The organism is Porticoccaceae bacterium LTM1 (assembly GCA_030252795.1).
Classification (GTDB): domain Bacteria; phylum Pseudomonadota; class Gammaproteobacteria; order Pseudomonadales; family Porticoccaceae; genus SCSIO-12696.
This window is the reverse complement of record CP127080.1, coordinates 732,493-748,920: the sequence shown is the minus strand read 5'-3', so window position 1 is coordinate 748,920 and position 16,428 is coordinate 732,493. Positions and strand designations below refer to the sequence as shown.

The 16,428-nt window shown below is 48.8% G+C and carries 7 protein-coding genes; 4 read left to right on the top strand and 3 right to left on the bottom strand.

Annotated features, from left to right (window positions below; all coding sequences use genetic code 11):
- Window positions 1-50 precede the first annotated feature (50 nt).
- Window positions 51-2,066, bottom strand: coding sequence for a TonB-dependent receptor (locus QP938_03370; protein ID WIO74957.1), 2,016 nt, complete (start codon window positions 2,064-2,066; stop codon window positions 51-53).
- 513 nt (window positions 2,067-2,579) lie between these two features.
- On the opposite strand from QP938_03370, the gene QP938_03365 reads away from it, so the two are divergent.
- Complete coding sequence (locus QP938_03365) at window positions 2,580-3,653, top strand: AraC family transcriptional regulator (protein WIO74956.1); 1,074 nt, start codon at window positions 2,580-2,582, stop codon at window positions 3,651-3,653.
- Between the two features lie 171 nt (window positions 3,654-3,824).
- On the opposite strand, the gene QP938_03360 is transcribed toward QP938_03365, so the two are convergent.
- Together QP938_03360 and QP938_03355 are read right to left on the bottom strand one after the other, a co-directional pair.
- Complete coding sequence (locus tag QP938_03360) at window positions 3,825-5,381, bottom strand: bifunctional GNAT family N-acetyltransferase/carbon-nitrogen hydrolase family protein (protein WIO74955.1); 1,557 nt, start codon at window positions 5,379-5,381, stop codon at window positions 3,825-3,827.
- A gap of 76 nt (window positions 5,382-5,457) precedes the next feature.
- Entirely contained in the window at window positions 5,458-9,714 is a 4,257-nt protein-coding gene (locus QP938_03355; protein ID WIO74954.1) for a TonB-dependent receptor plug domain-containing protein, read from the bottom strand.
- 129 nt (window positions 9,715-9,843) lie between these two features.
- Here QP938_03355 and QP938_03350 point away from each other — a divergent pair, with 129 nt between their 5' ends.
- From QP938_03350 to QP938_03340, 3 genes are all read left to right on the top strand, one after another.
- Complete coding sequence (locus tag QP938_03350) at window positions 9,844-11,559, top strand: DUF4153 domain-containing protein (protein WIO74953.1); 1,716 nt, start codon at window positions 9,844-9,846, stop codon at window positions 11,557-11,559.
- Between the two features lie 440 nt (window positions 11,560-11,999).
- A complete protein-coding gene (locus QP938_03345; protein ID WIO74952.1) occupies window positions 12,000-14,009 on the top strand; it encodes a sodium-translocating pyrophosphatase in 2,010 nt (669 codons plus the stop codon).
- 444 nt (window positions 14,010-14,453) lie between these two features.
- Window positions 14,454-16,376 (top strand): PrkA family serine protein kinase, encoded by a 1,923-nt coding sequence (locus QP938_03340; protein ID WIO74951.1) that lies wholly within the window; start codon window positions 14,454-14,456, stop codon window positions 16,374-16,376.
- Window positions 16,377-16,428: the final 52 nt, after the last annotated feature.

Genomic DNA, 16,428 nt, shown 5'->3' with positions numbered 1-16,428 from the left:
TACATGTTAAAATGGCACTCACAAGGAGTGCCAAGTATTATCTATGGTCGTTAAATCTGGTAGGTGAACTCAACCCCAACCAAGCGAGGGGAATCCTCTGTGAAAAGAGGCGCACCGCCTGCTGGGTTCTGATTGAAAATCTCTCCCTGTTCATTCAGCAAGTTATTACCGTAAAGGTAAACTCCAAATTTTCCATTTTCTGCACCGATTCTTGCACGCAACAGGTTTCTGACATCTCCCTTTCTGGCATCATCCGCTCCGAATTGACCGTATTGGCCATCAATATGAGAAAATGTCATACTGATCAAACCAGCCCAAACATCACTCACTGCCCATTTATAGCTAGTAGACATCGCAGCGGTCCATTTAGGGACAAATGGAATCCTGTCACCATTTTCAGCTCCGGAAGCACCCAGATCATTTGCTGAAACTATCTCAGCACTATTCCAGTTCCCGGTTAGCGACATGGTTAATCCTTCAATACTTTCAGGAGAGTAAGTCATCCCCAAATCGACACCATAAATCTTAGCGTCACCGACCGCATAATCAGCAAATAAACCATTGGACGGCACGGAAAAACGTGCATCTTGCCAGTCCTGATAGTAAATGGCGGCATCTAGTTGTAACTGCCCATTTATTAAATCTTGCTTCGTGCCGACTTCATAGCTAATCAGCTCATCAGAATCCAAAATCAACTCACAGGGAAGTCCAGCTAATTGGTGCAGTGAGCAGGTAGCCAGATCATTGAAGTCCCCTGACCTAAAGCCTTCGGCAATATTGATAAAGTAATGAGAACCTTCCTGAGGGAACCATGACAAGTTAAAGCGGAAATTAACGCTATCAAAATCTTCACCATCAGGGCTTCCTGCCGCAATCGCACTATCCCCTTCCAGCGTCTCTTCGAAATAGCGAACACCGACCAAAGGAATCAATTCTCCATCCATTAAATTCCATGAAAATTCACCAAAAATAGACAGCGATTTTGAAGTATCAACTGTTTTTGAAAAACTATTTACAAAGAAAGGAGGAATTTCTGGTGCCCACTCATTACCTGACGTAAGCGACTGCTCAAAATCAGTATAATAAACTCCAGTTAACCACTGAAATACACCATCAGTATTGGACGTCAATCGAGTTTCGTTGCTCCAAATTTTCTGATCACCCACTACGCTAGAAGTAACAGTGGTAAAACCCAGCGGGAGACTAATGATAACGTCATTATTCACAGTACTATAAGTAGTGGTGCTGCTTAAGTCAGCAAATCCAAACCCATACTCTAAAGTGAGAGAGCTCAAGTCGAACTCAATATTATTGATATCACCAGGGAGACTAGAGCTCACAGGATTTGAAGGATCAAGCTTGGAAATTAATGTTCCGCCATTTTGATCCACCACATTGTGCATGTAGTTAAATTTCACTCTGAGATCATCAGTAGGCTCCCAATGCACACTCGCCCGATAATTCTCAATGTCAGCATCATTTACATTTTGATTTCCAAGTGCATCTTTAAGATAACCACCTACGTTCTCCTTACTTGCAACCAATCGAATGCCCAAAGTGTCCTCTATAACGGGCAAACTCACTGCAGCGTCAATGAATTGACCACCATCACCACCACGCAAGGTATTGAAGCCAGTGCTGACTTTTGCTTCAACAAAACTCAAATTTGGTGAATTTGGAATATATCGTACAACCCCCCCCATTGAGCCGCCACCATATAGCGTCCCTTGTGGACCGCGCATCACTTCCACACGCGCCATGTCAAATGCTCGTCCAACTGGAGCAAAATCCAAACCATAAAATGCAGAATCATCAAAGTAGTAGCCAACTGTTGGACTACCTGCACCTTGTTCGATCCCACGAATCTGAAACCGACGCTGACCCACTGTAAGACTAATACCTTCAGAGGCTCCAGGAACCATCGTCATTAGCTCACTGACATCTCGGATACTTGCATCACCAAGTTGCTCAGAACCAAATGACTGAATAGACAACGGCACATCCATTAACTTTTGCTCACGCTTTTGAGCCGTTACCAGAACCTCTTCAATTTCATTCTCTGCCATAGAAGTTCCCGACAGAAACACTCCACTAAGGGTTGCTATTGCTGCATAAAGCTTTTTAGATTTGTAATGTTTGCACATATCATCCTCCGTCAATTTAGGGGCTACCCAGCAACCAGGCCTACTATTGCATTCGGGTAATTTTTATTATGAATATAGGGCGGCATATGCCTTGAAGGCTTAAACTGAAACCATCCATTAGCAACAGAGGCTACAATCTTCAAACCTAAGAAAAGGGTAACTCAAGAAGGAGTGTTGGAATTTGTAATTAGGACAAAAAAGTTACATATTCGGCCATTTTTATTGTAATCAACAGCATCAAATAGCCGTATTGTTGATTTTAGGCTATTCTAACTGTTAGATAGCTTCGTTTTATAGCCAAAGAAAGCCAAGCGCTACAATCAGGAAACTATATTCTTCGCGAGACCCAATTTGGGTTAGCATAAGTAGATTTCTCAATTTAGAACAGATTCATAATTGCTAATGAAAAAGTCCACTACACATCTCAAGAATTCATTGAGCTCATTTGATATTAATGTCACAAATGAGCGCATATTTGGCGAACCTGTAACAGGCTTAATTGAAAAACTAAACTCGTGTATTGGCCGACCTGATCCATCTGATAACAGCCATAGGGCTTTCCCAAATGCTAAAAGTCTGTACACAACCCACAAACCTAACCCTCTCGCCGGTTTACGTACTTATCTTCCTAAAGAAATTGGTGAAGGCTATTGGGATTTTATAGAAATTAGTCCTGGGATAGTACTGTCTATCACTGATTCCTTGTATTACTCCCCACACCAACTTGAATACTTACCAGAGTGGAAACTAAAAATCCGAGTCATATACTCTGGTTCAATTTCTTTGCTAGGTGAAGATGTAGTCTATGCTGGTGAGACCGCTCACGTACATATAAACAATAGTGGAAAGTCAACCGGGTATACCATCCATCCAAACTTGCCATTAAAGATGGTCACACTGAGTATCGTACCAAACATTGAGAATTCACTACCTTACAACACAAATCCCCCAACGGGATCCTTTAGAACCCTTTTTGAAGCAGCAAAATTGAAGCCACTTTCATTTCCTATTGAGTCTTGCACTAAAACTATGCAAATTGCAAAAGAGATCATTGAGTCCCGTGACAAGCTGCCACTTGAGCTTAGGGTGATCTATATAAAAGCCAAAGCCCAAGAGTTGATATGCGCTGCTTTTCCAAGATTTATTCCAGAGTTGAATATTTCCGAGCACAAGGGGAAGATTAAGCAAAGAGACCTCAATCGGTTACATGAAGCAAAATTCATTCTGGAGTCACAGTTAGAAAAGCCCCCCACCATCGATAAACTTTCGAAAATGGTTGGTATTAGCAGATCCAAATTAACATCAAGTTTTAAAGAGTGCTTTGGAGAAACCATTCATGAATATCAAACAAAATATCGAATGAATGAAGCAAAACGGCTACTGGAAGAAACTGATCTACCACTATCTGAAATTAGCTTAATGACAGGTTTTCAACATGCCTCTAACTTCACACAAGCAATTAAACAATATTTCGGTGAAAACCCTAAGGGATTACGAAACAACAGTTAATCGGCGATAAAGGGAATTTTCATGGAGAAAATCTCTAAATCATCTTCATTGAATGATCTATTACCAGTCGACATACTTTGCTTGCAATAAAATAACTCCTCACCTTCCACCCTTTTTTGAAGAAGGCTCCTTGACCAGACTTACTGGCGCAATTTCCATGGCTTTAATTTCCTACTCCGAATCCCCAATCCACTCTATCCGGTACAAATCCCTTCTACGATCCAGATAATTGCGTACCGACCCCTCGTTTTGCAGGATTTGCAGCTTATCCAGATCAACATCAACTATCAGAGTCATCTCGGTATTGGGCGTAGTTTCCGCCATAATGGCATCGTGTGGAAAGGCAAAATCAGAAGGGGAAAATACCGCAGTCTGGCCGTACTGAATATCCACACTGTCCACCTGTGGCAAATTGCCGATACTGCCGGATATGGCCACATAACATTCGTTTTCGATGGCTCGAGCCTGTGCACAACGGCGCACTCGCAAGTAACCATTTTTGGTGTCGGTCCAGAACGGGACGATTAGAATCTCCATCTCTTCATCACTGAGCAGTCGGGCCAGTTCCGGAAATTCAACGTCGTAGCAAATCAGGATACCGACTCGGCCAAAGTCGGTTTCAAACAGTGTCAGGTGGTTGCCGCCCTTCATTACCCAGTCTTTCTTTTCGTGAGGGGTCGGGTGCAATTTGTATTGTGATTCGATAGTGCCATTGCGGCGACATAGGTAGGCAACATTGTACAGTTCACCGTCTTCGATCACCGGCATTGAACCCGCCACTACGTTGATGTTGTAACTCACCGCCAGTGCAGAGATGGCTTCCAGCATGCTTTCACTGAACGACGCCAGGTAACGAATCGCTTCTACCGAATTCTGATGCTCTTGCAAGCCCATTAATGGCGCGTTAAAAAATTCCGGAAAAACCGCCACATCGCAACGGTAGTCAGACAAGGCATCAATAAAATACTCCACCTGTTTGAGCACTTCTTCGACACTGTGAAATTCGCGCATTTGCCACTGCACACAGCCTATACGGGCAGTGCTTTTTCGGCTGCCAAACAGCTTTGGTTTGCGCGGTTCGTAGTAAATATTGAACCACTCCAGCAAAGTGGCATAACCGTGAGACTCTTTATCCTCCGGCATGTAAGCTTTTAATACCCGCTTCACCTCAAAATCATTAGCTAATTGAAAACTCAAAATCGGGTCGTATATCTCTTTGCGCCGAACCGCCTCGATATACTGCTGCGGCCTCATCTCGCCAGCGTATTCGTTGTAATTAGGAATGCGGCCACCGGCAAAAATAGCGCGCAAGTTCAGGCTTTGGCACAGTTCCTTGCGCGCTTCGTACAAGCGCCTGCCCAGGCGCAAATTGCGGTATTCTGGCGACACAAACACATCGACACCGTACAGCACATCGCCATTGGGGTCGTGAGTGGTTAAGTAGGCATTGCCTGTAATTTCGTCGTAGGTGTGCTCATCGCCAAATTTGTTGTAATCGACAATCACCGAAAAAGCCGCCGCCACCGGAACGCCATTGTCTTCAATACAGATCTGCCCCTCAGGAAAGGTTTTCAACATTGTCAGATATTGATGTTGTGGGAACGCTCCCCCAAGATCTGCATACACTTCATCCATAATGGTTTTGATGTGACCAAAATCAGAACGGCTCAAATTGCGCAGCTTTAGCTTGACTTCAGAATTGATATTTGCGGTTTCGTGATCACTCATAGCGTTTTTTCCCATAGCTAAAATTCGAAATGGTTGGGCCTGCGACACAAGCAGGCCCTAGTTCGCTCTGTGACGATCAATCCGTTGATGTCTGCTGTTGCCCCTGTTCCGTCGTTTTACTCACGGCGGCAGACTTCTTTTGAAAGTGTGGCATATATGCCTGAAAAACCTTAATGCCCCAGCGCAACCAACTGATCAGCGCAAAGGCAATCCACAGCGCCCAGAGTAACGTCAGAACGCGATAGACCCAAATGGGCACGGAAATAACCGATACCGTGGGCAACACCCCTTCCACTCGATCAGCGTACCAGTTGAAGTCATACCAATACGAGTCATTGCCCGCGATCTGCATTTGTGGTGAATCCAGTAACCCCTGTGCAATGCCGGCATAGAGCGAGGTCAACGCGATAATCGTCAATACCACCATCGCGATTTGATAGAGCAGACACAACCAGTTGACTGGCCTGGGCTGCTTGTGGAGCCAAGCCAAGCCCAGCAACCAGATCACAACCATAATGCCGCCGGTGAGTGGCGCCTGACTCAAACCAATCAACAGTAAAATCCACTGCCAGCTTTTTAATGGCGTGTATTGGCTGCGCCCCAGCCCCCAACCGATCATCACCAGCACAAGAATCAAACCCCAAAACATCACGGCCGGCCCCATGCTCGGGCCAGATAACCACAATACCCAGCGATTTTCGGGGAATTCAATTTTAGTGTTGCCATTCACGCTGGGCATTTGCAGGTCTACAGCAGGGCTTTGGTAACTAAATTCGACCCCCTGCGGCTGTTGCCATGAGATTTTAAAATTGCTCTCTCCCGGCTTTAATGGCACTTCCAAAATATTACCTGTCTGACGAACGGGTTGAGAGTCCCCATCCACTGTGACCCCTCTTACCTGAACACCTTCAGGAACCATCAGCTGGTATTTTCCGCCCTGACTGCTGCGCATCGTCCAACTAAAGGTCGCATCGGTGCTGCGTACACTGGGTACCAGCTGCAAGGTGGAGTTATCGATAGTGTTCCAGCTACCGATCACGCCTTCCGGGCGAGTACTTACCAGGGTGACGGTTTGGCCCTGCCACGGCTGCCAGAATGGCGCCCAGCGCTCGGTGTTTTGCTGATAAATCGGCGACAACCCTTTATATTCGAGATGCCAGTCTGGAGAGGGATTTACCTGCCAGGTCTCATACCAACTATCGGCACTTTGGGCGGTTAAGGTCAGCGACGGCTGAATTTCCAGCGCCGACTGCCAGTACACTCTGCTTTCACCGGCCTTCATAGATACCTGAACTTTATTGCCCTCAACCGTGGTTCGATCACTGACCACAGACTCGCCCGGCAATAAAGGAATGCTCAATACCAGCGGTTGGGCGCTGTCACTTTTGCGAGTAACCGCAGTGCTGACCTGCCACAACAACCCCATATTGATGTTGCGGCGGACTTCCACCAATGGCAGGGTACCCGACACCTTGTTTTCCTGTTGCTCCGTTTCATCCTGTTCGCGAATTAACTGAATCTGGCTGATATTTTGCTGATTGGGATTGAGACCAGCCACCTGCCAACCATCGGCAGTCACCTCGACAACGTGCGCGGCAAGCGCGAAAGGCAGTGAGATTTCGTCACCAACCACCTTGCCCTGCAATACCAGCCTGTGGACACCGGGCGATAAATTCAGCCACAGTGAGGCCTGATGATGAGTCAATAAATGACTGCTTTTGCCATCTAACTCTACTCGCTGGGGCAGCCAGTTTTCGCGCGATGCCGGCAGCGGAAACGCCACATCGGTGCCCGCATGAGCAACCATTTCGACGGTTAGCTGATCCCCTTTAATTGTGATGTGGGCTTTTTCCAGCTGGGCACAATTGGGTGCACAGTCCGGTGCTTTCAACAATCGTTGCCTGAGCTCTCTGAGTATTTCGCTGGACGGTTCGACAGATTGCGCCTGTGCATCGGGAGCGCTGAATAGCAGCGTGGTCAGTGCCAGTGGAATAACTGGCAACGCCTTGCGCAGCGGAATTCGAATGGAGAGACCGAGTAATTTCAGCAGCAAGCCAGCCAACAACAGCAGTTGGGCAAGCAACATCACCTTGGTCAGCCAGGGCGGCAGCAGCCACAGCGATACGTTGTAATCACTGGCAACTTTACCGTTCCACCCTATGTGCACTTGTCGCCACTTCCAGTCGGGAATTCCCAGGCCGGTCTGTACACTAACGTGTTGCTGAACAAGTGCCTGCTCCGAGTCTTTGGTAATGATATTAACCACACCGCCGACTCCATCGTTCCCATAAGTAGCTGATGCTCCTTCGTTAAGAATTTCGATTCGGGCAATTATGTCAGTTGGAATATCAGCAAGACTTTTGAAATCCCCATACGCACCATTTGGGTCAATACGTCTGCCATTAATCAAAATTAATGCATCCTTACTGCCAAGGCCGCGAAGATTTACACCAGACCCGGCTGCTAACCCCTCCAATTCGTCTGGAGTAATAACCTGTATCTGTTTAGAATTAGTGGCTGATTGTACTCTCGCACCCGTCACTACAACCTCTTCCAACCCCTCATCCAGCGATGGTGCTCGCATTTTGGACACCGCACCAAACCCTGTCGGCTCCAACTGCGGATAAAGTGCAGACTTGGCCTGCTGAACCGCAAACGGCACGGCCACAACCACCAGTGCCAAAATCGACGCCAGCCAATAGCCCCTCACCAGATACCTTGGCCACCCCTGAATAGCTAAACGCCACAGCGCCGCTGCGGCGATTAAATTCAGCCACACCACCTGAGGCGCATTAGGCTCGTGCCAACTCAGGGCAAGGCCGAGCAGCGCAATCACACCGGCTGGCCAACCCCACAACTTCCACACCGCAACCGCAGCCAATAACACCAAGAACAGGTCCAACAGCGTCCAGCGAGTGACCCAGTCACCTTTGCTGTAATCGGCACCTACGACCGCCATTACCCGCCAGCCCGGAGGCAAGTTTAAGGTGGTATCGACGGCGTCCATATCGACACCCCAGCCATTGGCTGGCAGCGTCCAGCTATCTTCCAGTTCGCCTTCCGCCAGCAAATTCAGTCGGGATTGGCGTACTTCCACACCAACTCGATCCGAGCCCTCCAAAGTCGTTAGCAACTGGTCTTCGCCATTAATCTCGACTCGCCCCAGTGATAATGCTGAGGTCGCATCCATACGCCAATCTTTAATCATTTTTCCATTTATTAAGTCCCGAAAGCGAAACTGCTCCCCGGCAAAATCTACCCACAATTCACGGCTTAAGTTCAGTTGATTGTAATCGTCCGCCGCACTCCCCCTTCGCACTTCCTCAAGTACCAGGGTGGAATCTGGTGTCAGCCGGTAAGTCGGCAGGGATTGCCACTGCTGATACATATCGGTGCGGCTGCCATCAATAAGGTTCGCCCCCTTTATATCGACCAACCGCAACTCTGGCCGAGCTTGAAATGCCCAATATTCCTGAGCCGGCCAGGAGAGGTCGGTGCGAGAAAATCCAAATGAATTTTGGGGCGACAGTGCAACCGCCACCAACTTGAGCTGCCAGCGCCCGGGACGCACCTGCACTCGAATAGTGCCGTCCGGTTCAATTCTGGCGGGCAAGCTGCTTTCGATATTGATTGGGCGAAAACCTTCCATTAACACCGGGCCAATAATCTGCTCCCTCGCTTTGCCGGCAACTTCCAGGGCAATCACCGTCTCCAGGCGAGTGGGCACATCATCGACCAACAAGCGGGACACGGAGAATTTCAGCCAGTCCTCACCAATGGCTACTGTGCTGCCCTTGTTCAATCGCAACGAGCCAGCGCGATCTATTTCCGGCTGCAACACGGCTTCTCCATCCAACTGCATCTGAACCAGAGCGATATCCGGGGCCAATTGCAGTTGATTGGGGCGCTGCTGCCAGCGAAACGTCCCGGCGATGTTGTATTCACCAGCTTCCACCTGAATAACTGGCCTGTTGCTGCGATTCAGCACCACCGCCGCGCGGCCATTAAGGGTGACAGCCACCGGCCACATATCGGTATTGCCGGGCAAGACAATCTCGCCTTTGCTGTAAGCCGTCCACTGTTGTTGAAACGTTGCCTGTTTACTCCCTACCTGAAGTGAAAACACTCCCGGCCACTGGCATATTTTTTGCTGAAATGCTGTAGCAGACACCGGGCAAAACTGTTGATCCTGATTGTGTAACACCCAGGGAACCCAGGGTTTCAAGAGTTCGGGAACGTCGTCGGTATTGACTGTTTTTGATGAAGAGTGCGCACCAACGGCGGAAAAAAGAAAAGTTGCAAACAAGCACAGCGCGAGCAAACGGTGTTTCATTATTAGTTCCTGCCCTGGATTGATGTCCGTTAATCCTAGCAGGGAAATCCATGGTTCAAAAGGTGACAACATTCAGCATCAGCGGCTAAAGTAGTCTTTCTTCCAATAAAGACTTTCAAGGACCGAGCAATGGCAACCCCCCATCAAATTCCGGCTTTTTCCCGCAAGCTGCTGATTTTGATTGCATTGATTCAAGGACTCTCGCTCTACCTTTTATACAGAGCTCACACCGACGATTTTTGGCCAGCCACACAACCGGTTTTCTACCACCTACTGTTGTCGGTGGTTCTGGTCACCCCCACCTTGCTATTACTCGCACTCACCGATGACAATCGCAAAAAACTGTTGTGGATAGCCGGCGGGGTTACCATTCTCACCGCCTTATTCAGCAGCTACATTGGCTGGCAGCTACAGCCCGACGACATCATTCCTCAAAGCAATATCCGATTTATCTATTACGCCACACTGACCCTGTTTTTGTACAAAGTGACAATGTATTCACAGGCCTGGACATCGGACAATAAGATCCGCTACGGCGCACTGTTTCAATACTCTTGGCGCAATACCATCCTGATTGCACTCTGCCTGCTGTTTACACTGCTGTTCTGGGGAATCCTGTTTTTGTGGGGAACGCTGTTTGATGCCATCGGCATTTCATTTTTTGAGGATTTGTTTGAGGAGGAATGGTTTTTATTTCCGACCCTGTCGCTGGCCTACGGATTGGCTTTTACCATTTTTCGAAAACTGGTACATATCCTCGACACCTTGGCGAGGGTGCTAAAAGCACTGTGCCAATTTTTGCTACCGGTACTCACCGTCGTAGCACTGCTCTTTTTAATTACTCTGCCTTTTGTTGGGCTTAGTGCGCTCTGGGATACAGGCAGGGGTACCGGGTTGGTGCTGTGGCTGCAGGCGCTGCTGCTGTTTCTGGTCAATGCGGTGTATCAGGATGAAAAACTTGAAACGCCATATTGGTTGCCCTTGCACAGGCTTATTTATATCTGTATCGGACTTTCACCAATTTTCAGTCTGATTGCCGGATACGGACTTTACCTGAGAGTAGAACAGTACGGTCTCACTGTTGAACGCTGCTGGGCAATACTGGTTTGGTCCATATTGGCTCTGTTTGTATTCAGCTATTGCTGGTCAATCATCCGCCGACGCGACAACTGGGTGGCGGGATTTGCCACCATCAATGTTCGTATGGGCGTTTTGGTGCTGGCACTGATGGTACTGGTTAATACCCCGGTGCTGGAATTCAGAAAACTCAGCCTGAACAGTCAACTCGCACGATTGGATTCCGGTGAGCTTACATTGGAAAAACTGGACCTTCGCTATATCGCCCACAACCTGGGCAGACCCGGTTATCTGGCTTTGGAAACACTAAAAGAAGGACAGGATCAGCGCTTTGTAAACCGGGTTACCGATGCCTATCGACACTGGAGGAACCAACCACCGAAGATGACTGCTGAGGAAACTCTCTCATTGGTAGAGGTATTCCCTAAAGGCAGCACTGCACCATCAGAGTTATTGGCTCAAATTACTGAATCTGAAAATCAACAATACTCAATCAGGAGTATTCAGCTGTTATCCGTGGATCTCAATAACGATAACAGCAATGAATGGGTGCAGTTAAATTATTACGAGCACTGGTTGAGAGCCAAGATGTGGTATCTGAGTGACGGAATCTGGAGCTTTGAAGACATGGGCAACAACCTCGGCCCTGTTCCAAAAGACTTTGAACAGGTGCGAAATCATATTGAACTGAATAAGGAAATCTCCACCGCCCCTGAAGAGTGGCAAAAACTGAAAATCGGAGACATTGAATTTAGAGTCTCCAACTAGGGCCGGTTAAAACTAACTCCCTCTTACAAGGTATGAATTGAAGCCATCCCAAATAGCTCTTTCGGTAGCCTGACAGGTCACGACGATTTGTGGGTATCATGAGGAGTGGCCTGTCAGGCTACCGAAAGAGCGGGCTCAATCACCCACGACTGGCAAGCTACTACCCAAGCCTGCTTCTGGATTCTTCGCTCTGCTCAGGAAGACAGGGAATCCGAGGAAACCGACCAAAGAGAGCATAGCTGCACAAATCGTCCTGCCTTTTTGCATTCTTAAAAGACCTCAGCTTTACACACCCCCTTTTCTGGGTTTAGATAACACTTAGTTGGAGCGCCAATAATAACAAGCGCGCAGGCAGTACCGACAATGTTGTAGAAAAGATGTTTGCAAGACACGTTTCTAAACAACGTTTGCCAATCCAATAACAATTGCTGGGGGTCACAATGTTTGACTTCACCACTGTGGACGGGGCTACCCTGCTTCCACCTCTGCTTGGGCTTTTGGGCCTGATCTGTGCCTTTCTGATATACCGTCTTGTGCTTCGCTACCCGGAAGGTGAAGAAAAAATCAAAAAAATTGCCGACCAGATTCACCTTGGTGCCATGGTGTTTATGAAGCGCGAATATTCAATGCTGGCGATTTTTGCTCTGGTACTGCTGGTACTGATCTACTTTTCTGACCTGGGTGCCAATACCGCTATCGCCTTTCTGGTGGGCGCGCTCAGCTCGGCAACTGCCGGCTGGCTGGGTATGTTCGCCGCCACCAAAGCCAATGTGCGAACCGCCACCGCGGCCAACACCAAGGGGGCAGCGGCAGCGTTGTCCGTCGCCTTTTATGGCGGCTCGATTATGGGACTCTGTGTCGCATCGCTTGGTCTGGTTGGGCTTGGCTCACTCTACTATTTCTTTGGTGGCGACCCGCACACAGCGCACACCATCCACGGCTTCGGCATGGGAGCCTCCACTGTTGCCCTGTTTTCAAGGGTTGGGGGGGGAATCTTTACCAAAAGTGCCGACGTGGGTGCCGACCTGGTCGGCAAGGTGGAAGCCGGCATTCCCGAAGATGACCCTCGCAACCCCGGTGTGATTGCCGACAACGTGGGGGACAACGTGGGTGATGTAGCCGGCATGGGTTCTGATATCTTTGAATCCTATTGCGGTGCAATGATCGCCTCCATCGCTATTGCCGCTACCATGACCAATAACCCGGCTCAAAACGCGCTGATGTTCCTTCCTCTGGCTCTGGCCAGTATCGGCCTGATCGCCTCGGTGTTCGGTATTGTGATTGTCCGTATTCGTTCTGCCGCCGAACCCAGCAAAGCGCTGCGTACCGGCACTCTGGCAGCACCGGTGATTTTTGTAACCGCCGCCTGGTTCCTGATGGAACAAATGGGCGTAGGCAGCAATGTCTGGTACGCGGTACTCTGCGGTGCGGTTGGCGGCATTCTTATCGGGCTGGTAACTGAGTATTACACCGGTGCCGCGCCAGTACGCAAAATCGCCCGCTCCGGCGAAACCGGTCCCGCAACGGTAATGATCACCGGCTTGGCGGTTGGCATGCAGTCGGTGGTTCTGCCAATCCTGTTTATTGGCGCCATTATCTTTGTCTCCACTTGGCAGGCCGACCTTTACGGCGTAGGTATCGCTGCCGTCGGGATGCTCTCCACCGTGGGTATCACCATGGCCATAGATGCCTACGGCCCAGTGGCTGATAACGCCGGCGGCATCGCCGAAATGGGCGCGATGGGCAAAGAGACCCGCGACATTACCGATTCGCTGGATGAGCTTGGCAATACCACCGCCGCCATTGGCAAAGGCTTTGCTATCGGCGCGGCCGCGCTTGCGGCACTGGCCATTATTGCCGCGTTTATCGAGACGGTGAGCATCAACCATCCCGGGTTTTCCCTGGAGCTTTCCAACCCCAAAGTGCTAGTGGGGATATTTATCGGCGGCTGTATTCCATTCTTGATTGCCTCCATCACTATGACCGCAGTCGGCGATGCCGCTTTTGACATGATTCGGGAAATTCGCCGCCAGTTCAGGGAAATTGCCGGCTTGTTAGAAGGAACTGCCGAACCGGATACCGCGCGATGTGTTGATATCGCCACCACCGCAGCTCTTAAACGCATGCTGCTGCCAGGAGCTATCGCAGTTGCTGTCCCACCTCTGGTGGGATTCACCCTCGGGGCGGAGTCATTAGGGGGGGTATTGGGTGGAGGCTTGCTGGGCTGTGTACTGCTGGCACTTATGATGGCCAATGCCGGTGGCGCGTGGGATAACGCCAAGAAATACGTCGAGAAAGGAAACCTGGGCGGCAAAGGCAGCGATGTTCACGCAGCAGCGGTAGTGGGCGACACCGTTGGGGATCCGTTTAAGGACACCTCAGGCCCATCAATGAACATTTTGATCAATGTAATGGCCATTGTGAGCCTGGTGATTGCTCCACTGCTGTAATCACCTTGATGTGAAATAAAAAGGGCTGCCTGTTGCAGCCCTTTTTGCCATAAAAACCAAAATAATTTCTTTCAGAATCAATCCGTTAAATTAATGACCAAGCAGTCACCTTCCGTCGCAGAATTTCGATAATAAATCCCCACTTCGTCACACCGTCGTCACAACTGACATTATTTGCCTTGAATGTCGCTATGAATGGCAGTTTAAGGGCGACCAAGCGTCAAAAAAATAGCCGATGCTTTAACCACCGGCCATTTTTGAGATGAATTTCTTAATAGCTTAGCTCTATTTATATAGCTCATTTTTTTTGCCTTTTCACAACTCGAAATCGCATTTTTTCGTGTCTTAATTATCTATAGAAGGACGACTAAATATCTTAAAGAAGGATAACTGGCAGAATTACCACCGGCACTACCGGTCTAAGGGGTATCCAGGAGAGCGGACATGACCATTTTTAACCACTATCAATCCCGTTATGAGTCGGGCCAACAGGCTGAATACAGCATTCAGGAATACTTAGATCTGTGCAAATCAGATCCTACAACCTATGCCTCCGCCGCCGAACGCATGCTACTGGCAATTGGTGAGCCGGAAATGGTAGATACATCCCGCGATCCGCGCCTGAGTCGCATCTTCTCCAACAAAGTTATCAAGCGCTATCCGGTGTTTAATGACTTTTACGGCATGGAAGAGTGCATAGAAAACATCGTCAGCTTCTTCAGGCATGCCGCACAAGGTTTGGAGGAGAAAAAGCAGATTCTTTACCTGCTCGGTCCGGTTGGTGGTGGTAAGTCCTCTCTCGCCGAAAAGCTCAAGGAGCTGATGCAAAACCAGCCTATTTTTGCCCTGAAGGGATCACCTCTCTTTGAATCGCCACTGGGACTGTTTCACCCCAAAGAAGATGGCAAAATTCTGGAAGAGGAATACGGCATCCCTCAACGGTATCTCAATGCCGTAATGTCACCTTGGGCAGTGAAACGCCTGCATGATTTTGGTGGCGATATCAGCCAGTTCAAGGTGGTTAAAGTTTACCCCTCGATTCTCGACCAGATTGCCATTTCCAAAACCGAACCCGGAGACGAAAACAACCAGGACATCTCCTCACTGGTTGGTAAAGTTGATATTCGCAAACTTGAGCAGTTCCCCCAGCACGATCCCGATGCCTACAGCTTTTCCGGAGGAATGTGTCGCGCCAACCAGGGGCTGATGGAGTTTGTGGAGATGTTCAAGGCTCCCATCAAGGTGCTCCACCCGCTGCTGACTGCAACCCAGGAAGGTAATTACAACGGTACCGAGGCAATTGGCGCCATTCCCTTTGAAGGCATGGTACTGGCTCACTCAAATGAAGCCGAATGGCAGGCCTTTAAAAACAACAAAAACAATGAAGCTTTTATTGACCGGGTTTACATAGTCAAAGTGCCCTACTGCCTAAGAGTCACCGAAGAAATTCAGATTTATCAAAAACTGCTCAACAACAGCTCTCTGTCCAACGCGCCCTGTGCGCCGGACACACTGGATATGCTGGCTCAGTTCAGCGTACTTTCTCGACTAAAAGAACCAGAAAATTCCAGCATCTACTCCAAAATGCGAATTTACGACGGCGAGAACCTCAAGGATCGCGACCCGAAAGCAAAATCCATTCAGGAGTATCGCGATGCTGCTGGCGTCAACGAAGGGATGACCGGGCTATCCACCCGTTTTGCCTTTAAAACCTTGTCCAAAGTATTCAACTTTGACGCCACCGAAGTGGCCGCAAACCCGGTTCACTTGTTGTACGTACTGGAAAAACAGATTGAACAGGAACAGTTCCCTGCGGAGACACACGATCGATACTTAACCTATATCAAAGAATTCCTGGCTCATAACTATATCGAGTTTATCGGCAAGGAGATTCAAACCGCTTACCTGGAATCTTACTCAGAATATGGCCAGAACCTGTTCGACCGCTACGTTACCTACGCTGACTTCTGGATACAGGACCAAGAGTACCGCGATCCGGAAACCGGAGAAATCCTCAACCGCTCAGCCATTAACGATGAACTGGAAAAAATTGAAAAACCGGCAGGTATCAGCAACCCGAAAGATTTCCGCAGCGAAATCGTCAACTTTGTACTGAGGGCAAGAGCCAACAACCACGGCAAAAACCCCGCCTGGACAAGTTACGAAAAACTGCGCGCAGTCATCGAGAAGAAAATGTTTGCAAGCACCGAAGACCTGCTGCCGGTTATCTCCTTCAATGCCAAAGCCAGTGCCGAAGACCAGAAAAAACACCACGACTTTGTTCAACGGATGGTCGAACGGGGATATACCGAGAAACAAGTTCGATTGCTGTCTGAATGGTATTTGAGAGTGAGAAAATCACAATGATTTTCTCACCGTCGGACGTCTGAGGTCGGACGTCCGACGCTGAATGGAGGAA